22 protein-coding genes and 1 tRNA gene are annotated in these 25,059 nt (G+C 70.2%); 2 read left to right on the plus strand and 21 right to left on the minus strand.

The features are described from left to right. Positions 1-7: 7 nt before the first annotated feature. The 21 genes from atpA to ACIP84_RS24635 all read right to left on the minus strand — a co-directional run bounded on the left by atpA (position 8) and on the right by ACIP84_RS24635 (position 22,748). The gene (gene atpA / locus ACIP84_RS24535) at positions 8-1,606 is read right to left on the minus strand and encodes a F0F1 ATP synthase subunit alpha (protein ID WP_030321094.1); all 1,599 of its coding nucleotides are present in this window, start codon (positions 1,604-1,606) and stop codon (positions 8-10) included. Between the two features lie 146 nt (positions 1,607-1,752). Beyond that, positions 1,753-2,568, minus strand: a complete 816-nt coding sequence (locus ACIP84_RS24540) for a F0F1 ATP synthase subunit delta (protein WP_355957610.1) — start codon at positions 2,566-2,568, stop codon at positions 1,753-1,755. Continuing rightward, positions 2,565-3,110 (minus strand): F0F1 ATP synthase subunit B, encoded by a 546-nt coding sequence (locus ACIP84_RS24545; RefSeq protein ID WP_030321090.1) that lies wholly within the window; start codon positions 3,108-3,110, stop codon positions 2,565-2,567. Before ACIP84_RS24545 ends, ACIP84_RS24540 begins: the two co-directional genes overlap by 4 nt. 40 nt (positions 3,111-3,150) lie before the next feature. Further along, positions 3,151-3,408 (minus strand): ATP synthase F0 subunit C, encoded by a 258-nt coding sequence (gene atpE / locus ACIP84_RS24550; protein WP_093874070.1) that lies wholly within the window; start codon positions 3,406-3,408, stop codon positions 3,151-3,153. Between the two features lie 94 nt (positions 3,409-3,502). Then, positions 3,503-4,312 carry a F0F1 ATP synthase subunit A gene (atpB, locus tag ACIP84_RS24555; RefSeq protein WP_319309821.1) on the minus strand — a complete coding sequence of 270 codons (810 nt, stop codon included), beginning with the start codon at positions 4,310-4,312 and terminating at the stop codon, positions 3,503-3,505. A gap of 222 nt (positions 4,313-4,534) precedes the next feature. Next, complete coding sequence (locus ACIP84_RS24560; protein ID WP_355957603.1) at positions 4,535-4,948, minus strand: hypothetical protein; 414 nt, start codon at positions 4,946-4,948, stop codon at positions 4,535-4,537. 262 nt (positions 4,949-5,210) lie between these two features. After that, on the minus strand, positions 5,211-6,524 hold the full coding sequence (locus ACIP84_RS24565; protein ID WP_355957599.1) for an MraY family glycosyltransferase: 1,314 nt from the start codon (positions 6,522-6,524) through the stop codon (positions 5,211-5,213). A 118-nt stretch (positions 6,525-6,642) separates the two neighbouring features. Beyond that, positions 6,643-7,890 carry a serine hydroxymethyltransferase gene (gene glyA / locus ACIP84_RS24570; protein WP_355957596.1) on the minus strand — a complete coding sequence of 416 codons (1,248 nt, stop codon included), beginning with the start codon at positions 7,888-7,890 and terminating at the stop codon, positions 6,643-6,645. Between the two features lie 256 nt (positions 7,891-8,146). Next, a complete protein-coding gene (locus tag ACIP84_RS24575; RefSeq protein WP_355957592.1) occupies positions 8,147-8,794 on the minus strand; it encodes a protein-tyrosine-phosphatase in 648 nt (215 codons plus the stop codon). Beyond that, positions 8,791-9,438: an L-threonylcarbamoyladenylate synthase gene (locus tag ACIP84_RS24580; protein ID WP_355957589.1), complete on the minus strand. Its 648-nt coding sequence runs from the start codon at positions 9,436-9,438 to the stop codon at positions 8,791-8,793. Before ACIP84_RS24580 ends, ACIP84_RS24575 begins: the two co-directional genes overlap by 4 nt. 49 nt (positions 9,439-9,487) lie before the next feature. Further along, positions 9,488-10,333, minus strand: a complete 846-nt coding sequence (gene prmC / locus ACIP84_RS24585) for a peptide chain release factor N(5)-glutamine methyltransferase (protein WP_015036198.1) — start codon at positions 10,331-10,333, stop codon at positions 9,488-9,490. Between the two features lie 46 nt (positions 10,334-10,379). After that, the gene (prfA, locus tag ACIP84_RS24590; RefSeq protein ID WP_055599287.1) at positions 10,380-11,456 is read right to left on the minus strand and encodes a peptide chain release factor 1; all 1,077 of its coding nucleotides are present in this window, start codon (positions 11,454-11,456) and stop codon (positions 10,380-10,382) included. A 96-nt stretch (positions 11,457-11,552) separates the two neighbouring features. Next, positions 11,553-11,771 (minus strand): 50S ribosomal protein L31, encoded by a 219-nt coding sequence (gene rpmE, locus ACIP84_RS24595; protein ID WP_055599288.1) that lies wholly within the window; start codon positions 11,769-11,771, stop codon positions 11,553-11,555. Between the two features lie 203 nt (positions 11,772-11,974). After that, on the minus strand, positions 11,975-13,072 hold the full coding sequence (locus tag ACIP84_RS24600; RefSeq protein WP_401800292.1) for an LCP family protein: 1,098 nt from the start codon (positions 13,070-13,072) through the stop codon (positions 11,975-11,977). A gap of 216 nt (positions 13,073-13,288) precedes the next feature. Then, a complete protein-coding gene (rho, locus tag ACIP84_RS24605) occupies positions 13,289-15,355 on the minus strand; it encodes a transcription termination factor Rho (protein ID WP_401800295.1) in 2,067 nt (688 codons plus the stop codon). A gap of 419 nt (positions 15,356-15,774) precedes the next feature. After that, positions 15,775-16,692, minus strand: coding sequence for a homoserine kinase (gene thrB / locus ACIP84_RS24610; protein WP_401800298.1), 918 nt, complete (start codon positions 16,690-16,692; stop codon positions 15,775-15,777). A gap of 321 nt (positions 16,693-17,013) precedes the next feature. Continuing rightward, positions 17,014-18,084 carry a threonine synthase gene (gene thrC, locus ACIP84_RS24615; RefSeq protein WP_355957573.1) on the minus strand — a complete coding sequence of 357 codons (1,071 nt, stop codon included), beginning with the start codon at positions 18,082-18,084 and terminating at the stop codon, positions 17,014-17,016. A 6-nt stretch (positions 18,085-18,090) separates the two neighbouring features. Beyond that, the gene (locus tag ACIP84_RS24620) at positions 18,091-19,383 is read right to left on the minus strand and encodes a homoserine dehydrogenase (RefSeq protein ID WP_355957570.1); all 1,293 of its coding nucleotides are present in this window, start codon (positions 19,381-19,383) and stop codon (positions 18,091-18,093) included. Positions 19,384-19,526: 143 nt separating this feature from the next. Then, complete coding sequence (gene lysA / locus ACIP84_RS24625; RefSeq protein ID WP_355957567.1) at positions 19,527-20,918, minus strand: diaminopimelate decarboxylase; 1,392 nt, start codon at positions 20,916-20,918, stop codon at positions 19,527-19,529. A 12-nt stretch (positions 20,919-20,930) separates the two neighbouring features. Then, positions 20,931-22,007 carry an ArgS-related anticodon-binding protein NrtL gene (gene nrtL, locus ACIP84_RS24630; RefSeq protein WP_401800301.1) on the minus strand — a complete coding sequence of 359 codons (1,077 nt, stop codon included), beginning with the start codon at positions 22,005-22,007 and terminating at the stop codon, positions 20,931-20,933. 147 nt (positions 22,008-22,154) lie between these two features. After that, a complete protein-coding gene (locus ACIP84_RS24635) occupies positions 22,155-22,748 on the minus strand; it encodes a response regulator (protein ID WP_401800303.1) in 594 nt (197 codons plus the stop codon). Positions 22,749-22,797: 49 nt separating this feature from the next. Here ACIP84_RS24635 and ACIP84_RS24640 point away from each other — a divergent pair. Both ACIP84_RS24640 and ACIP84_RS24645 read left to right on the plus strand, forming a co-directional pair. Then, positions 22,798-22,869: transfer RNA gene (locus tag ACIP84_RS24640), tRNA-Arg, on the plus strand. A gap of 475 nt (positions 22,870-23,344) precedes the next feature. Continuing rightward, the gene (locus ACIP84_RS24645) at positions 23,345-25,036 is read left to right on the plus strand and encodes an AAA family ATPase (RefSeq protein WP_401800306.1); all 1,692 of its coding nucleotides are present in this window, start codon (positions 23,345-23,347) and stop codon (positions 25,034-25,036) included. The last annotated feature ends 23 nt before the right edge of the window (positions 25,037-25,059 follow it).

A 25,059-nucleotide genomic window follows, 5' to 3' on the forward strand; every position in this document is an offset into this window, starting at 1 on the left:
TCCGTCGTCACTTCGAGACGTTGACGGCGGCAGGAGCGTCCTCGCCCAGCAGCTTGCCGTCAGAGGTCTCGAACTGCTTCTTGAACTCCGCGATGGCGTCGCCCACGGCCTGCAGGGTGTCGTCGGACATCTTGCCGCCCTCCCGGATGGAGGTCATGAGGCCCGAGTGGTTCTGGCGGAGGTACGCCAGGAGCTCGGCCTCGAAGCGGCGGATGTCGGCGACCGGGACGTCGTCCATCTTGCCGGTGGTGCCGGCCCAGACGGAGACGACCTGGTTCTCGGTGGGCATCGGCTGGTACTGAGCCTGCTTGAGCAGCTCGACCATGCGCTGTCCACGCTCCAGCTGCGCCTTGGAGGCGGCGTCCAGGTCGGAACCGAAGGCGGCGAACGCCTCCAGCTCACGGAACTGGGCCAGGTCCACACGGAGGCGACCGGAGATCTGCTTCATCGCCTTGTGCTGGGCGGAGCCACCGACACGCGAGACCGAGATACCGACGTTCAGGGCCGGACGCTGGCCGGCGTTGAACAGGTCGGACTCCAGGAAGCACTGGCCGTCGGTGATGGAGATGACGTTGGTCGGGATGAACGCCGACACGTCGTTCGCCTTGGTCTCGACGATCGGAAGACCGGTCATCGAACCGGCACCCAGCTCGTCCGAGAGCTTCGCGCAGCGCTCGAGCAGACGCGAGTGCAGGTAGAAGACGTCACCCGGGTAGGCCTCACGGCCCGGCGGGCGGCGCAGCAGCAGCGACACGGCGCGGTAGGCGTCGGCCTGCTTCGACAGGTCGTCGAAGACGATCAGGACGTGCTTGCCCTGGTACATCCAGTGCTGGCCGATGGCGGAACCCGTGTACGGCGCCAGGTACTTGAAGCCGGCCGGGTCGGACGCCGGGGCGGCGACGATCGTCGTGTACTCGAGCGCACCGGCCTCTTCCAGGGCGCCGCGCACGGACGCGATGGTCGAGCCCTTCTGGCCGACGGCGACGTAGATGCAGCGGACCTGCTTGTTCACGTCGCCCGAGCGCCAGTTGTCGCGCTGGTTGATGATCGTGTCGACGCACAGAGCGGTCTTGCCGGTCTGACGGTCACCGATGATCAGCTGACGCTGACCACGGCCGACCGGCGTCATGGCGTCGACGGCCTTGTAGCCGGTCTCCATCGGCTCGTGCACCGACTTACGGGCCATCACGCCCGGGGCCTGCAGCTCGAGGGCGCGGCGGCCCTCGGTCGCGATCTCGCCGAGACCGTCGATCGGGTTGCCGAGCGGGTCGACGACGCGACCCAGGTAACCCTCACCGACACCGACGGAGAGGACCTCGCCGGTGCGCTGCACCGACTGACCCTCCTCGATGCCACTGAACTCGCCGAGGACGATCGCACCGATCTCGCGCTCTTCGAGGTTCAGCGCGAGACCGAGGGTCCCGTCCTCGAACTTCAGCAGCTCGTTCGCCATGGCCGAGGGAAGACCCTCGACCTTCGCGATACCGTCACCGGCCAGGCTGACCGTGCCGACCTCCTCGCGCGAGGCCGCGTCCGGCTGGTACGACTGGACAAAGTTCTCCAGTGCGTCCCGGATCTCCTCCGGCCGGATCGTGAGCTCCGCCATCTGGGTTCCCTGCTCTCCTTGTTGGGCCCGAAGTTTCTTAAGGGGTCTGGGGGCCGACCCCCAGGAATCTTCTGCAATCTCTGCACGGCCCAACCGGGCCGCTGGTGATGCTGTGTAGCTGTGATGCCTTGTGCTGGTGACGGTCGTCAGCCGGCCAGTCGACGGGTCGCCTCGTCGAGGCGCTCCGCGATCGATCCGTTGATGACCTCGTCGCCGACCTGCACCGTGATCCCGCCGAGGACCGCGGGGTCCACGTCCAGGTTCAGGTGCATCTCGCGGCCGTACAGCTTGGCGAGTACGGCTCCGAGGCGCTGCTTCTGCTGGTCCGACAGCGGCACCGCCGAGGTGACGACGGCGACCATCCGGTCCCGGCGCGCCGCGGCGAGCTTGGAGAGGGACTCGAGTCCCGCTTCCAGGCTACGTCCCCGGGGCTGGGTCACCAGACGGACGACCAGACGCTCGGTGGCGACGTTGGCCTTGCCGCCGAGCAGGCTGCGGAGCAGCTCGCCCTTGGCGGTGGCCGTGGCGGCCTTGTCCGTCAGCGCCGAGCGGAGCTCGGGGCTGGAGGACACGATCCGGCCGAAGCGGAACAGCTCGTCCTCGACACTGTCGAGGACGCCCGCCTTCTGCGCCGCGGTGAGGTCGGCCGTGTTCGCCAGCTCCTCGGTCGCGTCGACCAGGTCACGCGAACGCGACCAGCGGGAACGCACCAGGCCGGACACCAGGTCGACGGTCTCGCCGCCCACCTGACCGCTCAGGAGCCGCTGCGCGAGCTCGGCCTTGGCCTCGCCCGACTGCGCGGGGTCGGTCAGGACCCGACGCAGCGACACCTCGCGGTCGAGCAGCGTGGTGACTGCGGCCAGCTCGTCCGCGAGCTTCGTCGCGTCGGCCGACGTGTTGTCGGTCAGCGCGTCGAGGGACTCACGTCCGGCGGCCAGTGCCTCACGGCTCGCTCCGTTCATCGGACGGCCTCCGCCTTCTCCTCGAGCTCGTCGAGGAAGCGGTCGATCGTCCGGCTCTGGCGGGCGGAGTCCTCGAGGGACTCGCCGACCAGCTTGCCGGCCAGGTCGGTGGCGAGCTTGCCCACGTCCTGACGCAGCGAGGCAGAGGCGGCCTTGCGGTCGGCCGCGATCTGCGTGTGGCCGGCCGCGATGATCTCCTCGCGCTGGCGCTGGCCTTCCGCCTTCATCTCCTGGATGATCGCGGTGCCCTGCTCCGTCGCCTCCTGGCGAAGACGCGCGGCCTCGTGGCGGGCTTCGGCGAGCTGGGCCTTGTACTGCTCCAGCACGCTCTGAGCCTCGATCTGGGCCGACTCGGCCTTCTCGATGCCACCCTCGATGGCCTCGCGACGCTGCTCCAGAACCTTGTTGATGTTCGGGAGAAGCTTCTTGGCGAGGAAACCGAAGACGATGACGAAGGCGATCAGGCCGATGACGAGCTCGTCGAGATGCGGGATCAGAGGAGGCTGGGGCTCCTCCGCCTGCGCAAGAAGCAGCGCGTTCACATCAGTGCCTTCCGTAAAAGAATCGGGCTGTCGGTCCGGCTTACTGGTAGACGAAGCCCATGACGATGCCGATGAGGGCGAGCGCCTCACAGAACGCGAAGCCCATGATCTGGTTGGTGCGGATCAGGCCGGCAGCTTCGGGCTGACGGGCGAGCGCCTGCGTACCGTTACCGAAGATGATGCCGACGCCGACGCCGGGGCCGATCGCGGCCAGGCCGTAGCCGATGGACGCGACGTTGCCGACCACGTTCTCCTTGGCGCCGGCGGCGAGGTTGACCATGTCGAGAGCAGCGGACATGCCGTTACTTCCTTCTCTTTCAATGACCCGGTGGGGGTTGGCCACCGGACGACTGTTGGATTGGGGGTGAAGCTGCGATCCGGGACGGATCGGCTCAGTGGTGCTCGGAGAGCGCGCCCTGGATGTAGCTGCAGGCCAGGAGGACGAAGACGTACGCCTGGACGGCCTGGATGAAGAGCTCGAAGGCGGTCATCACGAGGACCATCACGAACGAGGCGCCGGCGTAGACGAAGCCCAGGCCGTTCATGAGGTACCAGGTGGCCAGCGAGAACATCACGATCAGCAGGTGACCGGCGAACATGTTCGCGAACAGTCGCACCGCGTGCGTGAAGGGCCGGATCAGCAGGTTCGAGAAGAACTCGAGGACGACGACCATCGGAAGGATCGCGCCGAGCGACTTGTCGTAGCCGACGATGTTCTTCCAGCCGCCGACGAAGCCGTGCTTCTTGAACGTCAGCGAGATCCACATGACGTAGACGATCAGCGCGAGACCGGCCGGGAAGGCGATCAGCGAGGTGACCGGGAACTGGGCGAGCGGAATGATCGACCAGAGGTTCATGATCCAGACGAAGAAGAACAACGACACCATGAAGGGGACGTACTTCTCGCCGTCCTTCTTGCCGATGATCTCGTAGACGATGCCGCGGCGCACGAAGTCGTAACCGGCCTCGCCAACCATCTGCAGCTTGCCGGGGACCAGCTTGGGCTTGCGGAAAGCGGCCCAGAAGAACCCGACGACCACGATGGAGCCCAGGAGGGCGAGCAGCATCGGCTTGGTGATCTCGATGCCCCCCACCGTCGCGATGGGCTCGTACATGAACGTGTGCAGGCCCGGCGCCGGGAAGCCACATCCACTGAAGATGTGGCAATCCGGGTCGAAGGCAAGCGTCTGGTCAGCACTCACCGCGGGCTCCTTCAGCGTGGCGCATAGGTACGGCAACCTCGTTGTGTCGGCGCGGCACGCAGCCGCGGGTCGGCACTGGACTGGTCTTACGGATAAGGGGGCGGCGGTTCGGCATCGAGCCTCGCGCTGGGACAGGCGTCTCGGATGCCCGCGCCCGCAGTGCCGCAGTTGGCACCGGACGATAGCAGGAAGCCGAACGCGGCTTTATCCCGGCCCTACCCTTCACGACTTCGACCCCGTGTTTCCGGGGTCGATGTACGTGATCTTGGCCTTCATGTAGGCACGGGCCTGTGCGGCGACCCACACCACGGTCGTCGCGAGCAGCGTGAAAGCGAAGGCCTTGAAGTCGAACAGCGTGGTGTTCTTGAGCAAGGCCAGGAAGATGAAGAGCACCAGCAGCTGGGCCGTGTAGAGCATGAGCCCCATGGCCTGGAACAGATGCGGGAGCGACTTCGCCGTCCGCTGCAGGACGACCTGCCCGATTCCCATGAAGAGGAGCACGACCAGGGTGCCGACGACGGCGCCGAGCGCGCCCTTGCCACCGGCGACCACAGCGCTGACGACCGTGGCGATCGCGCCGACGGCAGCGGTGGGGATGACGGTGTGCAGAAGGATGCGTGCGTCGTTGGACGGCATGGCGGTGTCTCCGCTTGCTGGAGGGGGCGATGGTGTCGTCAAGGACGAGCGTAAGCCCGGTCCGAGGTGGGTCTCGGGGCCAACAGACCGTCGCACTACGGTCTTTCGGCACTGTCGCCGGGTCTCGTGAACGGTATCACAAACTATTTGAATAGGTCTTTACCCATAAGGTGTGCCAACAGTCACACATGAGAGTTACCCCGCGCGTGTGTGCGCGACGGCGCGACGCCTTGTCTGCTATTGGCCGCGTATGCGGCCTTCGTCAACTCGGCGTTCCGGCCTTCCGCCTGTCGGTGAAGCGCCCGCGGTTGCCGATGGCGGTGGCGCCGTTGATCCCCGCCGGCACCGGAATCCGCTCCTCCTCGACCACGACCGGCTCCGCAGCGGCCTCCGTGACGGGAACCCTCTTGCGGCGCCGGTAGCGGGGCGGTACGACCGACTCGGCCCAGCGGGGCGCGCGCGGGGTGAAGCGCGGCAGCAGGAGCAGCACCAGACCGATCGCGCTGAGCGCGACGACGCAGAGGACGATCCACATCGACGCCGAGTGGACCGAGTACGCCAACGTCCCGAAGGCGATGAGCGCCGACCAGAAGTACATGATCAGGACCGCGCGGCTGTGCGAGTGCCCGATCTCCAGGAGCCGGTGGTGCAGGTGGCCGCGGTCGGCCGCGAACGGCGACTGGCCCTTCCACGTACGGCGCACGATCGCGAGGACCAGGTCCGCCATGGGGATCGCGATGATCGTCAGCGGCAGCACCAGCGGGATGAAGACCGGCAGGGCGGCGTGCGTGGCCTGACGGGTCGAGCCCTCGAAGATCTTCAGCGCGTCCGGGTCGACCTGCCCGGTGATCGAGATGGCCGAGGCCGCCAGGATCAGACCGATGAGCATCGAGCCGGAGTCGCCCATGAAGATCCGCGCCGGGTGCATGTTGTGCGGCAGGAAGCCCAGGCACATGCCCATGAGGATGACGGTGAACAGCGTCGCGGGGGCGGCGGCCTCGATCGTGTAGCCGTACCAGAGGCGGTACGCGTACAGGAAGAAGGCGGCGGCGGCGATGCAGACCATGCCGGCCGCGAGACCGTCGAGGCCGTCGACGAAGTTGACCGCGTTGATCGTGAGGACGACCAGGGCGACGGTCAGGAGCGTGCCCTGCCACGGGGTCAGCGAGACGACGCCGACACCCGGGATCGGCAGCCACAGGATCGTCAGACCCTGCGCCACCATGACGCCCGCCGAGATCATCTGCGCGCCCAGCTTGATCAGGGCGTCCAGCTCGAACTTGTCGTCCAGGACGCCGATCAGCCAGATCAGGGCGGCACCGGAGAGCAGCGCGCGCGGCTCGTTGGAGAGCTCGAAGACGCTGTTCAGGTTCTGCAGGTGGTCGGCGACGAGGAGTCCCGCGCACAGCCCGAAGAACATGGCGATGCCACCGAGCCGCGGAGTCGGTTCTCGGTGTACGTCTCGGGCACGGATCTCCGGCATCGCCCCGGTCGCGATGGCGAACTTCCGCACCGGACCGGTGAGCAGATAGGTCACCGCGGCCGTGACACAGAGCGTCAGCAGGTAATCACGCACGGGCTGCCCCACAGGTTTCGCTGGCCATCTCAGCCCCACACCCTAGCCGTGCCGTCCATGTGCTTGGAGACACCTGCACCCCGCGAACGGTTGCACGGCGACTTTCCGTGACCCCGCCTCAGCCTCCATACGGGGGAAATCGCCCGGTCAGCCCCCGTACCTCCGCCCGTACCCGGGCCGTCTCACCGGGATCGTCACGCAGAGCCGCGGTGAACAGAGCGGCGATCCGCGCCATCTCCGGGGCTCCCATGCCCTGGGTGGTGACGGCGGCGGTGCCGAGCCGGATCCCGCGCCCCTCCCCGTACGGGAGCGCACAGGTGTCGAGGACCATGCCGGCGGCGGCCAGCCGGGCGCGTGCGGTGCGGCCGTCGACACCGAGGGGCGCGGGGTCGGCGGTGATGAGGTGGGTGTCGGTGCCGCCGGTCGTCAGCGCGAAGCCCTCGGCGGCGAGCGCGGCCGCGAGCAGCCGCGCGTGCTCGACCACCTGATGGGCGTACGCGGTGAACGCCGGGGTGGACGCCTCGCCGAAGGCCACCGCCTTCGCCGCGATGGTGTGCATCTGGGCGCCGCCCTGGGTGAACGGGAAGACGGCCCGGTCGATCCGCCCCGCGAGCTCCTCCCCGCACAGGAGCATCCCGCCGCGCGGCCCGCGCAGCACCTTGTGGGTGGTGGCGCAGACGACGTCGGCGTACGGGACGGGGCTGGGGGCCGCTCCCCCGGCGACCAGGCCGATGGGGTGGGCGGCGTCGGCGATGAGATAGGCGCCGACCTCGTCGGCGATCTCACGGAAGAGCGCGTAGTCGAGGTGCCGGGGGTACGAGATGGAGCCGCACACGATCGCCTTGGGGCGGTGGTGGCGGGCGAGCGCGGCGACCTGCTCGTAGTCGACGAGTCCGGTCTCGGCGTCGACGCCGTACGGGACGAAGTCGAACCAGCGCCCGGAGAAGTTGGCGGGCGAACCGTGGGTGAGGTGTCCTCCGTGGTCGAGACCCATGGCGAGCACCGTGTCACCGGGCCTGAGAAGGGCCGCGTACGCCGCCAGGACGGCCGAGGAGCCCGAGTGCGCCTGGACGTTCGCGTGGTCGGCGCCGAACAGCGCGGTGGCCCGTTCCACGGCGATCCGCTCGGCGGCGTCGGCGTACTCGCAGCCACCGTGATGACGTGCGCCGGGATAGCCCTCGGCGTACTTGTTCGCGAGCGGGGAGCCGAGGGCGGCGAGAACGGCGGGCGAGGTGAAGTTCTCGGCGGCGATCAACTGCAGGCTGTCGGCCTGCCGCCGCGTCTCACCGAGCAGCACGTCGGCGATCTCCGGGTCCTGCCGGCGCAGGACGTCGAGAGCCTCATCGGGGGGAGCGGTGACCGACATGTCACCAATGTAGACACGCACTCCCCCACGCGCCCGGTGAACGACGGGCAGACACCGCACGAACGCCGGTCGCGCCCCCGACAGGAGTCAGTCGCGCGCCGAGACGCCCGTCAGTGCCGTGACCACCGGGTCCAGCGCCTGGTCGAGCCCCTCCTCCCGACGCGCCCCTCGCACCGCTCGGCCCCGAGGGGGCCTCCCGGGCTTCGGGCCGCTGCGCCGGACTCCGTCCGGCGGACGCGGTCGGGGGACCGGGCCGTCAGCCTCGCGCCGAGACGCCCGTCAGTGCCGTGACCACAGGGTCCAGCGCCTGGTTGATCTCGTCGCCGATCGAGCGGAAGAACGTGATGGGGGCCCCGTAGGGGTCGTTGACCTCGTCCGCGTCCACCGAGGGGGCGAGGAGCCACCCGCGTAGAGCCGCTGCCGCGCGGACCAGGGCACGCGCGCGTTCCACCATGCCCTCGTCGCGCGCGTCCGGGAGCGTCGCCGGGTCGATCGCGCGGACCAGGCGGGTGAACTCCTTCAGGGTGAAGGTGCGCAGGCCGGCCGAGTGGCCCATCGAGATGACCTGGGCCCGGTGGTCGCGGGTCGCCGTCAGGACCAGGTCCGCGCGGATGACGTGCTCGTCGAGGAGCTCACGCCCCACGAAGCCGCTGTAGTCGGCGCCGAAGTCGGCGAGGACCAGTTCCGCGTTGGCCTCCATCGGAGCGCCCTCGTGGCCCCAGGTACCCGCGCTCTCCACGATCAGGCCGCCGCCGAGAGGGTCGCCGAGGCGGTCGCTCAGGGCATGCCGGGTCAGCCGCTCGGTGATCGGCGAGCGGCAGACGTTGCCGGTGCTGACGTGGAGGATGCGGAAGGTGTTGCTGTCGTCGAACCCCGCTATGCCACGCCCCTCAGGGGCGGTCAATTCGCCACCTCGAGGTCGGGTACGACCTTCCGGAGCTCCTCCGGCGAGAGCGCGCCCTCGCGCAGCAGCACCGGCACCCTGCCCGTGACGTCGACGATGGAGGACGGGACGATGCCGGGCGTCGGGCCGCCGTCCAGGTAGACGGAGACGGAGTCGCCGAGCATCTGCTGGGCCGCGTCGCAGTCCTCCGGGGACGGGTGTCCCGTGAGGTTCGCCGACGAGACGGCCATCGGGCCGACCTCGGTGAGCAGCTCGATGGCGACCGGGTGCAGCGGCATGCGGATGGCGACGGTGCCCCGGGTGTCGCCCAGGTCCCACTGCAGGGACGGCTGGTGCTTGGCGACGAGGGTGAGGGCGCCGGGCCAGAAGGCGTCGACGAGCTCCCACGCCTGCTCGGAGAAGTCCGTGACCAGGCCGTGGAGGGTGTTCGGGGAGCCGATGAGCACGGGCGTGGGCATGTTGCGGCCCCGGCCCTTGGCGGCGAGCAGGTCCGCCACGGCCTCGCTGCTGAAGGCGTCCGCCCCGATCCCGTACACGGTGTCGGTGGGCAGCACGACCAGCTCGCCCCGGCGGACGGCGGACGCGGCCTCGCGCAGACCGGTCACACGGTCGGTCGCCTCGTTGCAGTCGTATCGCCGTGCCATCAGTTCCCGGCCTCCTCGTACGCGTGGTTCGTCATGGCGGTCATGCCGGTCATGGCATGGCCTTGCGGGCGGTCGCGAAGCGCGGCCGGTTGTTCAGGTCCGGGTGGTCGGCGGCGTCGGCCCAGCCGGCCTCTTCGTTGAAGATCCACGGCACCTGCCCGCCCTGGGTGTCCGCGTGCTCGATGACGACGAGGCCGCCGGGACGGAGCAGCCGGTGGGCGGTGCGCTCGATGCCGCGGATGGTGTCGAGGCCGTCCTCGCCGGAGAAGAGGGCCATCTCCGGGTCGTGGTCACGGGCCTCGGGTGCCACGTACTCCCACTCGGTGAGCGGGATGTACGGCGGGTTGGAGATGACCAGGTCGACCTGGCCGTCCAGCTCGGGCAGCGCGCTGAGCGCGTCGCCCTGGTGGACGGTGACGCGGGAGCCCTCGGCGTTCTTGCGCGTCCACACGAGCGCGTCGTCGGAGAGCTCGACCGCGTGCACGCGCGAGCGCGGCACCTCCTGGGCCATCGCGAGGGCGATGGCGCCGGAGCCGGTGCAGAGGTCGACGATGAGGGGTTCGACGACGTCCATCGCGCGCACGGCGTCTATGGCCCAGCCGACGACCGACTCGGTCTCCGGGCGCGGCACGAAGACCCCGGGCCCGACCTGGAGTTCCAGGTACCGGAAGAACGCCCGGCCGGTGATGTGCTGGAGCGGTTCGCGGGCCTCGCGGCGGGCGACCGTCTCCCAGTAGCGGGCGTCGAAGTCCGCGTCCTTGACGTTGTGCAGCTCCCCCCGCTTGACGCCGTGCACGAACGCGGCGAGCTCCTCCGCGTCGAAACGCGGTGAGGGAACGCCGGCGTCGGCCAGCCGCTGGGTGGCCTGGGCCACCTCGGCAAGCAGCAGGTTCACGCTGGTCCTCCGTGGTGCGGGGTGGGGCTTACGGAACTGACGCCACTTACGCCGCGGCGAGCTTGGCAGCCGAGTCGGCGTCGACGCACGCCTGGATCATCGCGTCCAGGTCGCCGTCGAGCACCTGGTCGAGGTTGTACGCCTTGAAGCCGACGCGGTGGTCCGAGATCCGGTTCTCCGGGAAGTTGTACGTACGGATCTTCTCGGACCGGTCGACGGTGCGGACCTGGCTGCGACGGGCGTCGGCGGCTTTGGACTCCGCCTCCTCCTGCGCGGCGGCGAGCAGCCGGGACCGCAGGATACGCATGGCCTGCTCCTTGTTCTGGAGCTGGCTCTTCTCGTTCTGGCAGGAGGCGACGATGCCGGTCGGCAGGTGGGTGATGCGGACGGCGGAGTCGGTGGTGTTGACCGACTGGCCGCCGGGGCCCGACGAGCGGTAGACGTCGATGCGCAGGTCGTTGGCGTGGACCTCGACCTCGACCTCCTCGGCCTCGGGCGTGACGAGGACGCCGGCGGCGGAGGTGTGGATGCGGCCGGCGGACTCGGTCGCGGGCACGCGCTGCACGCGGTGCACCCCGCCCTCGTACTTCAGGCGCGCCCAGACGCCCTGGCCGGGCTCGGTGGCGCCGTTGCCGCCCTTGGTCTTCACGGCGACCTGGACGTCCTTGTAGCCGCCCAGCTCGGACTCGGTGGCGTCGATGATCTCGGTCTTCCAGCCGACGCGCTCGGCGTACCGGAGGTACATGCGGAGCAGGTCGCCGGCGAAGAGGGCGGACTCGTCGCCGCCCGCGCCCGCCTTGATCTCCAGGATGACGTCCTTGTCGTCGCTCGGGTCGCGCGGGACGAGGAGCAGGCGGAGCTTCTCGGTGAGCTCCTCCCGGTCCTTCTCCAGCTGCTTGACCTCGGCAGCGAAGTCGGGATCGTCGTGTGCCAGCTCGCGGGCGGTCTCGATGTCGTCACCGGTCTGCTTCCAGGCCCGGTAGGTGGCGACGATCGGGGTCAGCTCGGCGTAGCGCTTGTTCAGCTTGCGCGCGTTCGCCTGGTCGGCGTGGACCGAAGGGTCTGCGAGCTTCGTCTCGAGGCCGGCATGCTCGCCGACCAGTTCCTCGACCGCCTCGAACATCGGGGGCTCCTGGGTTTTTCGTCAGTTGCTACGGGACGGCAAAGCGCCGGTCCCGGCCACCCGCGCGGGGCGACCGTGGACCGGCGCAGGGGCTCGCTACTTGGCGGAGCCGGCCTTGCCGAAGCGGGCCTCGAAGCGGGCGACGCGGCCGCCGGTGTCGAGGATCTTCTGCTTGCCCGTGTAGAACGGGTGGCACTCGGAGCAGACCTCGGCACGGATGGTGCCGTCGGTCAGGGTGCTCCGGGTGGTGAACGACGCGCCACAGGTGCAGCTGACCTGGGTCTCGACGTACTCGGGGTGAATCTCGCGCTTCAAGGTGTCTCCTAGTTTCGGGAGGGCTCCGGGTCGCTTCCGCGGGTCGCGGCAAACGTGAACCGGGGCCGACGTACCAGTCTGCCAGGACCGGCCGCATCTCCCCAAACCGGGGTGGCGGCGAAAGTATTCCTGACCGGCCTCGGGCGGCGGGTCACCGTGTTCCCCACGGCGAGCCGGGCGCCCTTCCACGGCGCCTCCGGGCGTTACTTCACGATGCCGTCGGCCTGGCCGGTGGCCGCGTCCTTCGTCGCCGACGCGGGGATCGGCAGGTCCTTCTTCAGGGCCGTCCAGACCTGCCGCGACTGGGCTTCCAGGGGGATGACGCGGTTGGGGTCCCGGGGGTCGTACTCGACGGGCAGGGTGACCATGTGGACGTTCTGGGCGCCGATGCCGGTGAGGCTCTTGGCGAAGCCCATCAGCTCCTGGACCGAGTCGAGTTCGGAGTCGGGGGTGATGGCCTTGGTGGCGGCGTCGGCGAGGTCGAGGAGCTTCTTCGGGTTGGTGAGGACGCCGACGTCCTTGACCTGGTTCATGAAGGCCTTCATGAAGGCCTGCTGGAGCTGGATGCGGCCGAGGTCGCTGCCGTCGCCGACGCTCTTGCGGGTCCGGACGAGGCCGAGGGACTGCTCGCCGTCGAGGGTGTGGGTGCCCGGCGCGAGGTCGAGATGGCTCTTGCTGTCCTTGATGGCGGTGGTGGTGGTGATCTCCACCCCGCCGAGCCTGTCGATGAGCTTCTTGAAGCCGGTGAAGTCGACCTCGATGTAGTGGTCCATGCGGATGCCGGACATCGACTCGACGGTCTTGACGGCGCAGGCGGGGCCGCCGACCTCGTACGCCGTGTTGAACATGGCCCGCTTCTCGGCGGCGACGGCGGCGCCCTGCGTGTCGGTGCACTTCGGGCGGTCGATGAGGGTGTCGCGGGGTATGGAGACCACGCTGGCCTTCTTGTGGCCCTCGTAGACGTGGACGACCATCGCGGTGTCGGAGCGGGCGCCGCCCTCGTCCTTGCCGTAGGCGCCGTTGTCGCCGGAACGGGAGTCCGAGCCGAGGACGAGGATGTCCATGGAGCCGTTGTCGACGTCGTCGGGGCGTTCGGTGCCCAGCTGCGCGTTGATGTCGACGGTCTCGAGGTTGCCGTCGAGCTTGAAGTAGACGTATCCGAGGCCGGTGCCGCCGAGGACGAGGACGGCGAGGGCGCCCGAGGCCAGCACGACCGCCCTGCGGCTGCGCCTGGCGGGCTGCTTGCGGCGGCGGCCGCTTCCCGCGCCGCCTATTCGGCCGCTCTTGCTCTGCTCGGTCATCGCCATCCCTCGGGCCCTAGGTTCACCATATGTGACGGTGAAGCACCCGAAAGGGTTGCATACGGGCCTGTGAGGTTTCGGTGAGCTCAGGGCCGTACAGCACTGAGCCCACCGTGCGGGGCACGGTGGGCTCAGTGGTTCACGCAGGTCACGACAGGGTTACGGGGCCGGGGCCACGTCCTTGCCGTACGGCCGGCGCATGACGCAGATCACACGTCAGTCGTCGTTCTTGCCGCCAGGCGTCGTCTTCTGGATCTGGAGCAGGAACTCGCCGTTCGACTTCGTCTGCTTCATCTTGTCGAGCAGCAGCTCGATCGCCTGCTGCTGGTCGAGCGCGTGCAGCACGCGACGCAGCTTCCAGGTGACGGCGAGCTCGTCGCTGCCGAGCAGGATCTCTTCCTTACGCGTACCCGAGGCGTCGACGTCGACGGCCGGGAAGATGCGCTTGTCGGCGAGCTTCCGGTCGAGCTTGAGCTCCATGTTGCCGGTGCCCTTGAACTCCTCGAAGATCACCTCGTCCATGCGCGAGCCGGTGTCGACCAGCGCGGTGGCCAGGATGGTCAGCGAGCCGCCGTCCTCGATGTTGCGCGCCGCACCGAAGAAGCGCTTCGGCGGGTAGAGCGCGGTCGAGTCGACACCACCGGACAGGATGCGGCCGGAGGCCGGCGCCGCGAGGTTGTACGCGCGGCCCAGGCGGGTGATCGAGTCGAGCAGGACGACCACGTCGTGACCCAGCTCCACGAGGCGCTTGGCGCGCTCGATGGCCAGCTCGGCGACGGTGGTGTGGTCCTCGGCCGGACGGTCGAAGGTCGAGGAGATGACCTCGCCCTTGACCGACCGCTGCATGTCGGTGACCTCTTCCGGACGCTCGTCGACCAGGACGACCATCAGGTGGCACTCGGGGTTGTTGTGCGTGATCGCGTTGGCGATCGCCTGCATGATCATGGTCTTGCCGGTCTTCGGCGGGGCCACGATCAGACCGCGCTGGCCCTTGCCGATCGGCGACACGAGGTCGATGATCCGCGTGGTCAGCACACCCGGGTCGGTCTCCAGACGGAGCCGGTCCTGCGGGTAGAGCGGGGTCAGCTTGTTGAACTCGGGGCGGCCGCGGCCGGAGTCGGCGGCCATGCCGTTCGCCGAGTCCAGGCGGACCAGCGCGTTGAACTTCTCGCGGCGCTCGCCCTCCTTCGGCTGGCGCACGGCACCGGTGACGTGGTCACCCTTGCGCAGGCCGTTCTTGCGGACCTGGGCGAGGGAGACGTACACGTCGTTCGGACCGGGCAGGTAGCCGGAGGTCCGGATGAACGCGTAGTTGTCGAGGATGTCGAGGATGCCCGCGACGGGGATCAGGACGTCGTCGTCGGCGACCTGCGGCTCGCCGGCCTGGAAGTCGTCACGGCCACGACGCCCACGGCGGTCGCGGTAGCGGCCGCGACGCCCGCGGCGACCGCCGGCCTCGTCGTCGTAGTCGTCCTGCGGGCCGGCCTGCTGGCCGCCCTGCTGACCCTGGCCCTGGACCTGCTGACCCTGACCCTGGCCCTGGCCGCCCTGGCCGCCCTGGCGCTGGCGCTGGCCGCCCTGGCCACCGCCCTGCTGCTCGTCGCCCTTGCCGCGGTCGCGCTGACGGTCACGGCGGTCGCGGCGCTCGCCACGCTCCCCGCGCTCGCCACGCTCGCCGCGGTCACGGCGGCCACGGCCCTCGGCGCCGTCGACGGCGGCCTCGGCCTTGGCGTCGGCACCCGCGTCGGCCTTGGCCTCGGTACGGGCCTCGGTCTTCACGGCCTGCGCGGCCTCGGCCTTGGTCTCGCCCTCCGGCGAACCGGCGGGGGCGGTGGCACGGCGACGACGACGCTCGCCCGCGGGCTGGTCGTCGGAGGCCGGCTGGCCCGGGATGTCGATCTGCTGCTGGGCGACGGCCTTCTCGGCCTTCTCGGCCTTGGGCTCGGCGGCCTCGGCAGCGGTCTCACCCGTACGGGTCTTGGCGGTGGTGCGGCGCTTCGGCTTGGTCTCGGCGGCGTCGGCGGTCTTGGCGGGGGCGGCGGAGCCGCCACCGGCCTGCGCCTCCTTGATGACCTCGATCAGCTGGCTCTTGCGCATCCGCGCGGTGCCCCTGATGCCGAGGCCGGACGCGACCTGCTGCAGCTCGGCCAGGACCATGCCCTCGAGGCCGGTGCCGGAGCGGCGGCGCCGTGCGGTGCCGCCGGTGGCAGCACCTGCGGCGGGCGCGGCGGCGTCGACACTGCTGTCGGCAGTCACGCCCATCAGATCGGTGGTGTCGCTCACGAAGGGTCCTTCCCTGGAGCGGACGTCGGCCATCTGGCTCGGCGACCGGTTGTGCTGTCCGGCAGCGGTCCCGTGTTGGGTGGACCGTGTCCGGGGCGGTGGTCCCGCCGGGTACGGCGGAGAGAAAACGTGCTGGGGTCCGGCCCGAGCGCCCCCTGCTCGGCCCTCGCGAGGAAAGAAGAGCGAGGGGTGTCGTGCCGGTTCCGGAGCGTGCTCGAAACTGCTCAGGCAGGCTGCTCAGGCAGTTGGGGAGGCTCCCGGAAGAATCGGTGGTCCCTGATGGGGACACTCAGCACCGCGCCACAAAGGCGCCGGGTGCTGACTTGAGGTTAACACTACCGGCTCCAACAAACATTCCCCCTCTCCCTCACCGGCAATCTCCTGTCCCGGACGCTGCCCGGCGTCCGGCCGCCGCGCGCCTAGGGCGCCAGCGGAAGGACGCACGCTCCGGACGCGTCGAGGTCGAGCCGGTTCGCGGCCCAGCCCTCACCCGCGAGGCGGGCGACCTTGTCTGCCGTCCCGTGTTCGGCCAGCGCGAGGACCGTGGGGCCCGCGCCGGAGATGACCGCGGGGACGCCGTCCGCCCGCAGCCGGTTCACCAGGGCGATGCTGTCGGGCATCGCGGGAGCCCGGTACTCCTGGTGCAGCCGGTCCTCGGTGGCCGCGAGCAGCAGCTCGGGGCGGCGGGTCAGGGCCTCGACGAGGAGGGCGGCGCGCCCGGCGTTGGCCGCGGCGTCCACGTGCGGGACGGTGCGCGGCAGAAGTCCGCGGGCGGTCTCGGTCAGCACCGGCTTCCCGGGCACGAAAACCACCGGAACGATGGAATCCGAGGGATCCATCCTGATCGCCCGCGCGGCACCGGACTCGGTCCAGGCGAGCGTGAATCCGCCGAGCAGACAGGCGGCGACGTTGTCGGGGTGACCCTCGATCTCGGTGGCCAGCTCCAGGAGGGCGGCCTCGTCGAGTTTGGCGTCCCCGCCTATGGTCACGGCGCGGGCGGCGACGATCCCTGCGCAGATGGCGGCGGAGGAGGAGCCGAGGCCGCGGCCGTGCGGGATGCGGTTGGCGCAGACGACCTCCAGGCCGCGCGGCTGTCCGCCGAGCAGGTCGAAGGCGGTGCGCAGGGAGCGTACGAGCAGGTGGCTCTCGTCGCGCGGGAGCGTCTCGGCGCCCTCACCGGCGATGTCGACGTGCAGCCCGGAGTCGGCGACACGGACGACGACGTCGTCGTAGAGGCCCAGCGACAGGCCGAAGGCGTCGAAGCCCGGACCGAGATTGGCGCTGGTGGCGGGGACGCGCACCCGTACGGCGGCGGCGCGGAACGCTGGACCGGCCATCGCTCGATGATCTCCTTGATTGCGACAACGGGTTGTTCTGGAACAGCGGGTGTTTCAGAGGGTGTTTCAGAGGGTGGTTCGGCGGGTGTTCCAAGAGAAGTACGGGGAACCCGGGGGCCGTTTCAGCCACGGAGGCGACAACGGCAACAACACCGCGCATATGCGTCGGGGCGGGTTCGGTACAGCCTATCGAAGGAAGGTTCTGCCGCGACATAGGGCGCACAGGAGGCGCACGATGCGTGTCGCGAGCCAACCTGTGCGCCTATGTACGTTCCTGATCGGGTTTCGATCAGCACGCTTCCCCGCGCGGAGGGGTGAGGATCAGGCCAGACCGAGGCGCTCGGCGGCGGCGACCGCGTCGACCGGAACGGTGACCGGCTGCGGCGCGCCGGCGACGGCCCAGTCGGGGTCCTTGAGCCCGTTGCCGGTGACCGTGCAGACGATCCGCTGGCCCGGGTCGACCTTGCCCTGGGCGGCGGCCTTCAGCAGACCGGCGACCGAGGCGGCCGAGGCGGGCTCGACGAAGACGCCCTCCTGCGCGGCCAACAGGCGGTAGGCCTGCAGGATCTCACGGTCCGTCACCTCGTCGATGAAGCCGCCCGACTCGTCGCGCGCGGCGATCGCGTAGTCCCACGAGGCCGGGTTGCCGATGCGGATCGCGGTGGCGATCGTCGACGGGTCCTTGACGACCTCGCCGCGGACCAGCGGGGCCGAACCGGAGGCCTGGAAGCCCCACATGCGGGGACGGTGCGTCGCGAGGCCGTCCGCCGCGTACTCGCGGTACCCCTTCCAGTACGCCGTGATGTTGCCGGCGTTGCCCACGGGCAGGACGTGGATGTCGGGCGCGTCGCCCAGCATGTCCACGATCTCGAAGGCGGCGGTCTTCTGCCCCTCGATGCGCACCGGGTTGACCGAATTGACCAGCGCCACCGGGTAGTTCTCGGAGAGGCTGCGGGCCAGGGTCAGGCAGTCGTCGAAGTTGCCGTCGACCTGGAGGATCTTCGCGCCGTGCACGAGGGCCTGGCCCATCTTGCCGAGCGCGATCTTGCCCTGCGGCACGAGGACCGCCGAGACCATACCGGCGCGGACCGCGTAGGCCGCGGCCGAGGCGGAGGTGTTGCCGGTGGAGGCGCAGATGACGGCCTGCGCCCCCTCCTCCTTGGCCTTGGTGATGGCCATGGTCATGCCCCGGTCCTTGAAGGAGCCGGTGGGGTTGGCGCCCTCGACCTTGAGGTGCACCTCGCAGCCCGTGCGCTCGGAGAGGACCTGAGCGGGTACGAGCGGCGTGCCGCCCTCACGGAGCGTGACGACCGGCGTCTTGTCCGTGACCGGAAGGCGGTCCCGGTACTCCTCGATGATGCCGCGCCACTGGTGGGTGCCCTTGTGGGTCATGGGTCCTTACTCCCCTTCAACACGCATGATGCTGGCGACACCGCGCACGGTGTCGAGCTTGCGCAGCGCCTCGACGGTCCCCGAAAGGGCGGCGTCGGGCGCGCGGTGGGTGACGACGACGAGGGAGGCCTCGCCGTCCTTGCCCTTCTGGCGCACCGTATCGATGGATACGCCGTGCTCGGCGAAGACCGTCGCGACCTGGGCGAGCACGCCCGGCTTGTCGGCCACGTCGAGACTGATGTGGTACCGCGTGACGACCTCGCCCATGGAGCTCACGGGCAGCTGGGTGTACGCGGACTCGCCGGGGCCCGTCGCCTCGTTGAGACGGTTGCGGCAGACGGCGACGACGTCGCCGAGTACGGCCGAGGCGGTCGGCGCGCCGCCCGCCCCGGGGCCGTAGAACATGAGCTGCCCGGCGGCGTCGGCCTCGACGAAGACCGCGTTGTACGCCTCGCGGACGGAGGCCAGCGGGTGGCTGAGCGGGATCATCGCCGGGTGCACGCGCGCGGTGACGGACTCGCCGTCGGCGGCGCGCTCGCAGATGGCGAGCAGTTTGATGGTGCAGCCCATCTGCTTGGCGGAGGCGAAGTCGGCGGCGGTGACCTCGGTCATGCCCTCGCGGTAGACGTCGTCGAGGCGCACGCGCGTGTGGAAGGCGATCCCGGCGAGGATCGCGGCCTTGGCGGCGGCGTCGAAGCCCTCGACGTCGGCGGTGGGGTCGGCCTCGGCGTACCCGAGAGCGGTGGCCTCGTCGAGCGCCTCGGAGTAGCCGGCCCCGGACGTGTCCATCTTGTCGAGGATGAAGTTGGTCGTGCCGTTGACGATGCCCATCACGCGGTTGATCTTGTCGCCGGCGAGGGACTCGCGCAGCGGGCGGATGAGCGGGATGGCGCCGGCGACGGCGGCCTCGTAGTAGAGGTCCTGGCCGTGCTCCTGGGCGGCGGCGTAGAGGCTCGCGCCGTCCTGGGCGAGCAGCGCCTTGTTCGCCGAGACGACGGAGGCGCCGTGCTCGAAGGCGGTGGTGATGAGGGTGCGGGCCGGCTCGACCCCGCCGATGACCTCGACGATCACGTCGATGTCCCCCCGTTTCACGAGGGCGGTGGCGTCGGTGGTGATCAGCTCCGCGGGGATGCCCTCGCGGACCTTGTCCGGGCGGCGGACCGCCACGCCGGCGAGCTCGACCGGGGCGCCGATGCGCGCGGCGAGGTCGTCGGCGTGCGTCGTCATGATGCGCGCCACCTCTGAGCCGACCACTCCACAGCCCAGCAGCGCCACCTTCAGCGGACGCGTACGCATCATCCGACCTCTTTCTCGTCCTACTTCGTATCTCTACGTTCGAGTCTCTGCGGTTCTCGACGGTGGAACCAGTCTCACTCACCGGACGGGGGTTTCCGCCCCTCGTCCGGATCCTGAGACATCTATTTCATCACTCGACTATTTCATCACCCGACGTCGAGACGCAGGAGATCTTCCTCCGTCTCGCGCCGCACGATGACCCGCGCCTCGCCCTCGCGGACGGCGACGACGGGAGGCCGGAGCGCGTGGTTGTAGTTGCTGGCCATGGAGCGGCAGTACGCACCGGTGGCCGGCACGGCGATGAGGTCGCCGGGCGCCAGGTCCGAGGGCAGGAAGGCGTCCCGTACGACGATGTCGCCGCTCTCGCAGTGCTTGCCGACGACCCGGGAGAGCATGGGCGCGGCGTCGCTGGTCCGCGAGACGAGGCTGACGCTGTACTCGGCGTCGTACAGCGCGGTGCGGATGTTGTCCGACATGCCGCCGTCGACGCTCACGTACGTCCGCAGCCCTTCGAGCGGCTTGACGGTGCCGACCTCGTACAGCGTGAAGGCGGTGGGCCCGACGATGGCACGGCCGGGCTCGACGGAGATCCGAGGCGTACGGAGCCCCGCGGCCTCGCACTCCCGCGTCACGATCTCGTTCAGCGCCTTGGCGATCTCGTACGGCTCGCGCGGGTCGTCCTCGGAGGTGTACGCGATGCCGAGGCCGCCGCCGAGGTCGATCTCGGGCAGCTCGACACCATGCTCGTCCCGCACCTCGGCGAGCAGCTGGACGACCCGCCGCGCGGAGACCTCGAAGCCGGCCATGTCGAAGATCTGCGAGCCGATGTGCGAGTGGATGCCGATGAGCTCGAGCCCGTCCAGCTTCAGCGCGCGGCGCACGGCCTCCGCGGCCTGTCCGCCGGCGAGCGCGATGCCGAACTTCTGGTCCTCGTGGGCGGTGGCGATGAACTCGTGCGTGTGGGCCTCGACGCCGACGGTCACGCGGATCTGCACGCGCTGGCGCCTGCCGAGGGACTGCGCGATGTGCGCGACGCGCACGATCTCCTGGAAGGAGTCGAGAACGATCCGTCCCACGCCGGCCTCGACGGCCGTGCGGATCTCGTTCTCGCTCTTGTTGTTGCCGTGGAACGCGATGCGCTCGGCGGGCATCCCGGCGGAGAGGGCGGTGGTGAGCTCCCCGCCGGAGCACACGTCGAGGTTCAGCCCCTCTTCCTTGAGCCACCGCACGACGGCCCGGGAGAGGAAGGCCTTCCCGGCGTAGAAGACGTCGGCGTCCTTGCCGAAGGCCTCGGCCCAGGCGCGGCAGCGGGCGCGGAAGTCGCTCTCGTCGAGGAAGTAGGCGGGGGTCCCGAACTCCTCGGCGAGCTCGGTCACGCTCAGCCCCCCGACGGTGGCGACACCGCGCTCGTCCCGCTCGACGGTCCGGGACCACACCTTGGGGTCGAGGACGTTCAGGTCGGCGGGGGGCGCGGTGTAGTGACCCTCGGGAAGGACGTCGGCGTGGCGAGGGCCTGCGGGATGGGCGGAACGACTCATGTCTGAACTCTTTCAAATCCGTTCGGGTGCGCTGATGCCGAGCACGGAGAGGCCACCGGCGAGCACCGTCCCGGCGGCTTCGGCGAGCGCGAGCCGGGAACGATGGGCGGCCGAGGGTTTCTCGTCGCCGAGCGGCAGAACGGTGTGCTGGAACGCGAGCAGCGCGTCGGCGGTGGCTTCCAGGTGCCGGGCGACCCGGTCGGGGGCGCGGTGGCGGGCGGCGGTGAGGAGGGCGACGGGGTGGTCGCCGAGGACGCCGAGAAGTTCGGGTGCGTGGACGGGGGTCTCGTACGCGGGCTCGAATCCGAGCTGAGCGGCGTTGACGAGCAGCCGCCGGACCCGCGAGTGGGCGTACCGCACGCGGAAGAGGGAGTTGCGCTCGTGCTGGACGAGAAGGGGAGGCCCGTCGAGGGGCCGGTCCTGGGGGGCGGGCCGGAGAAGGGCCCAGCGGGCGGCGTCGACACCGAGGGTGTGGGGGTCATAGGCGCCGGGGTGAACGTGGATCCGCTCACCGGCCGGCACGCGGGTCGGCTCGCCGGTCTCCTCGCGCGCCCAGTCACCGGTCGGCTCCCCGGTCGCGTCGTCCTGGTCGAACCCGGCGTCGGCGCCCTGGGTCCGGAGGAGGCGGGGGCCGAACCCGGCGTCGGCGCCCTGGCTGCGGAGGAGCCGGACGACGGTCTGGGTGACGAGCAGCGCACGCGACTCTGTCAGGTCGGCGAAGCGGACGGTGACCCCGGCGAGGGCGGTGCCGCTCCCGTACGCGTCCCCGGCCTCGCGGACGGCCCGTACGAGCTCGCCGCCGGCGTCGGGCCGCAGGGTGAAGTTGAGGAAGCCGGGGCCGGTGACGTCGACCGCTTGCAGCCCCGGGGCGTCACGGAGGCGTTCTTCCAGGATCCCGGCGACGTCGAGGGCGGTGCGTCCGGCGGACCGGGCGAGGGTGAGGGCGACGTTGCTCGCGTACTCGCCGACGCCACCGGGCCGAGCCCGCTCGACCTTGACCGTCGGGGGCACGTCGACCCGCAGCGCACCGTCGTCGACCGCACGGCGCACGGCGTGCAGCACGGTGAGGGAGAGGTCCGCGGGGGTCACGGGACAAGCGTAGGGGAGGAGGGGGGGCGGAACGCGAACCGGTTTCGCCATGCGGTCACCCGGGGCGGGGACGGGGCTGGCGGCCGGACGGCCGAGCGTGCTCAGTGCGGACGGCCGAGCGTGCTCAGTGCGGACGGCCGAGCGTGCTCAGTGCGGACGGTGGGTGCTCCCGGCGCGTCGGGGATCCTGGCAGCCGTCGACTGCGGCCGGGTCCTCTCCCCCGTCGGGCCCGCCCCCCTCGGACCGCTCGCGCCGCTCGCGGTGCATCAGCTGCCGGATCACACGGACGAGCTCGGCGGGCTCGAAGGGCTTGGCGAGGAAGGCGTCGACGCCGGAGGCGACCCCACCGGACACCTCATGCTCACCGCAGGCACTGATGATCGCGACGGGGAGGTGGCTGGTCCGGGGATCGGCCCGCAGCCGCTCGGCCGTCTTGATCCCGTCCAAGCGGGGCATGACGACATCCAGGGTGACGACATCAGGACAGACCCGATGTACGACATCCAGACACTCGGCACCATCGGCCGCGGTCACGACCTCGAACCCCTCGAGTTCGAGATTGACCCTGATCAACTGCCGGATCACCTTGTTGTCGTCGACAACGAGCACCCGACCGGACGCGCCTGACACACGAACGAGAGTAGGCCGCCCCCAACGGCCGCGTCCGGGTTTTGCCCACTTCTGACCCGTGCGGGGGACCCAGCCCCTGGTGACACCCCGGAAATACCTGTTCACAGCCACTCCCGCAGAGCTGGTAGGGTTCTACCCGTCGCCGCCGAACGCGGCGGACGCCCCCGTAGCTCAGGGGATAGAGCAACGGCCTCCGGAGCCGTGTGCGCAGGTTCGAATCCTGCCGGGGGCACTTCGCAGGAAGTGCCACACAGACCCCGTGATCAGCGGAAACGCTGAGCGCGGGGTCTTGTTGTGTGTGGAGGTGGGTGCCTGCTGAGCTGCCCCGTACGTGGGGCGGCCGTCGGGGGACCGGGCGCGTATTTCCTCGCCGGTCAGGTGCCCGTGTCGTCGGGGAAGACGTACTCGTGCCACGCCAGGTCCCGCCACAGCTCCTCGATGGATCGGGCCTTCGAAGCCCTGGTCCGCTCTGGTCTGTCGGAACCAGTCGCCGGATCACTCTGGTACGGACCCGTCTGCGTCCTCGCGTTGCCGCCCGTCCTCGTCCCCTCCCCCGGCTGTCCTCATGTCAGCGCAGCGGAAGGGGCGGCGGTCGAACTGCATGGGGGGAGCCGTTCGTGGTGCCGCTCCTTGCCTTCCGCCTGGCGGTATTACCCTTTGGCCGGGGGGCTTTCGGGTGGTCAGGGGGAACTGTGGCGGGAGAGTCCGTGTCCAGGCGTACCGCCAAGAAGGTTGAGCGGGTGTGGCGCGAGGGGGTCGCGCTGCTTCGGCTGGGGCAGTTCGATGCCGCCGCCGTTCGGTTCACCGAGGTGCTGGAGTACGACCCCACGGCCGCCGACGCCTGGTTGGGGCTGCACGCCACCGGGCGGTCCCAGGCCGAGGCCGTCGACGCCATGGGGCGGTACCGGCATTCCTTCGGCGCGCTGCGGAACAAGTGTGCGCTCACCGTGCGTTCCCGGTTCGACCTCGGCGTCTACGTCACCTTCCGGCTGGAGACCTCGCGCGACCTCTGGCTCGCCGGCATGGCGCAGCAGCTCGCCGCGGGGCGCGTCGACGAGGTCGAGCCCGCGCTCCTCACCGCCGTCCTCGACTGCGACGAGACGCGGTTCCTCTGCACCCGTCACGCCTACCTCAAGCAGAACTGGCCGCTGGTCCTGGAGTACTCGCGGGGTATCGAAGCTCCCTTCCTGCGCGACGAGGCCCAGTTGTACGTCGGGTACGCGCTCGCCCGTCAGCGCGTCTTCCACGAGGTCCTCAACACCATGGCGCCCCTGCCCCGGGTACTGGGCCGGGGCGGGAGGTTCGACGGCGAGGTCGCCTATCTGCGCGGGCTCGCCCACGAAGGCGTCGGGGACGGCCGGGAGGCGCTGCGGCAGTTCCAGTACGCGTTCCGCTGCTTCCCCGGTCTCGCCGACGTCGCCCAGCGTGCGCAGGCCCATGTTCCCGTCCCCGTCCCCGTCCAGGTTCCCGTTCCCGCCTCAAACGGGGCGCCCGCCGGGTCCCCCGAGGCGAGCACCACCGCCGCGGACCTGCGGCTCGACGAGGCGCTCGCGCGGCTCGACCGGATGATCGGGCTCGAACCGGTCAAACGGCAGGTGCGGACCCTCGTCGCCCAGCTGCGGATGGCCACGGTCCGCAGGGAGCAGGGCCTGCCGACGACCGCCGGACCTCAGCACTTCGTCTTCGCCGGTCCCCCGGGCACCGGCAAGACGACCGTGGCCCGCATCATCGGCGACATCTTCGCCGGGCTCGGCATGCTGGAGACGGGGACACTCGTCGAGACCTCGCGGGTCGACCTCGTGGGCGAACACCTCGGCTCCTCGGCCATGAAGACGAAGGCCGTCATCGACTCCGCCCTCGGCGGTGTCCTCTTCGTCGACGAGGCCTACGCGCTCCACAACACCGGGTACTCCGGCGGCGACGCCTTCGGCAAGGAAGCCCTACAGGTGCTGCTCAAGCGGGCCGAGGACGACCGCGACCGGCTCGTCGTCATCCTGGCCGGATACCCGGACGAGATGGCCGAGCTCCTCGCCACGAATCCCGGCCTCACCTCCCGCTTCAGTACGCGGATCGACTTCCCCTCGTACTCGGCGGCGGAACTCCTCGAGATCGCCCACGGTGTGCTGGAGGCACAGGGCGACGTCGTGGACGAGGACGCCGCCGCCGTCCTCCACTCCCATTTCCTGAGCGTCGTACGGGACGGACTCGTCGACCGGTTGGGCAACGGCCGGCTCGCCCGTGAGCTCTGCCGCAAGGCCGCCTCCTCCCGCGACCTGCGCCTCTACGACACCCACGGCGGCGCCACCCCCAGCCGGGACGACCTCACCACCGTGCGCGTCGCCGACGTCAACACCGCGTACGAGGAGCTGCGTTCGGCCGGCGGCCCTCCTTCCCGGTGACCGCGACCTACCGGGCGGGGAGG

The sequence above is a fragment of the Streptomyces sp. NPDC088707 genome (assembly GCF_044752725.1).
In the GTDB taxonomy this organism is placed as follows: Bacteria; Actinomycetota; Actinomycetes; order Streptomycetales; family Streptomycetaceae; genus Streptomyces.

Excerpts from the sequence above, each read along its gene's own strand:
- thrB (WP_401800298.1), bottom strand. The coding sequence starts at position 16,692 with ATGGCCGGTCCAGCGTTCCGCGCCGCCGCCGTACGGGTGCGCGTCCCC.
- thrC (WP_355957573.1), bottom strand. The coding sequence starts at position 18,084 with ATGACCCACAAGGGCACCCACCAGTGGCGCGGCATCATCGAGGAGTAC.
- prfA (WP_055599287.1), bottom strand. The coding sequence starts at position 11,456 with ATGTTCGAGGCGGTCGAGGAACTGGTCGGCGAGCATGCCGGCCTCGAG.
- ACIP84_RS24600 (WP_401800292.1), bottom strand. The coding sequence starts at position 13,072 with ATGACCGAGCAGAGCAAGAGCGGCCGAATAGGCGGCGCGGGAAGCGGC.
- atpE (WP_093874070.1), bottom strand. The coding sequence starts at position 3,408 with ATGTCCGCTGCTCTCGACATGGTCAACCTCGCCGCCGGCGCCAAGGAG.
- ACIP84_RS24540 (WP_355957610.1), bottom strand. The coding sequence starts at position 2,568 with ATGAACGGAGCGAGCCGTGAGGCACTGGCCGCCGGACGTGAGTCCCTC.
- lysA (WP_355957567.1), bottom strand. The coding sequence starts at position 20,918 with ATGAGTCGTTCCGCCCATCCCGCAGGCCCTCGCCACGCCGACGTCCTT.
- atpA (WP_030321094.1), bottom strand. The coding sequence starts at position 1,606 with ATGGCGGAGCTCACGATCCGGCCGGAGGAGATCCGGGACGCACTGGAG.
- glyA (WP_355957596.1), bottom strand. The coding sequence starts at position 7,890 with ATGTCGGTCACCGCTCCCCCCGATGAGGCTCTCGACGTCCTGCGCCGG.
- ACIP84_RS24620 (WP_355957570.1), bottom strand. The coding sequence starts at position 19,383 with ATGATGCGTACGCGTCCGCTGAAGGTGGCGCTGCTGGGCTGTGGAGTG.
- ACIP84_RS24560 (WP_355957603.1), bottom strand. The coding sequence starts at position 4,948 with ATGCCGTCCAACGACGCACGCATCCTTCTGCACACCGTCATCCCCACC.
- ACIP84_RS24580 (WP_355957589.1), bottom strand. The coding sequence starts at position 9,438 with ATGGCACGGCGATACGACTGCAACGAGGCGACCGACCGTGTGACCGGT.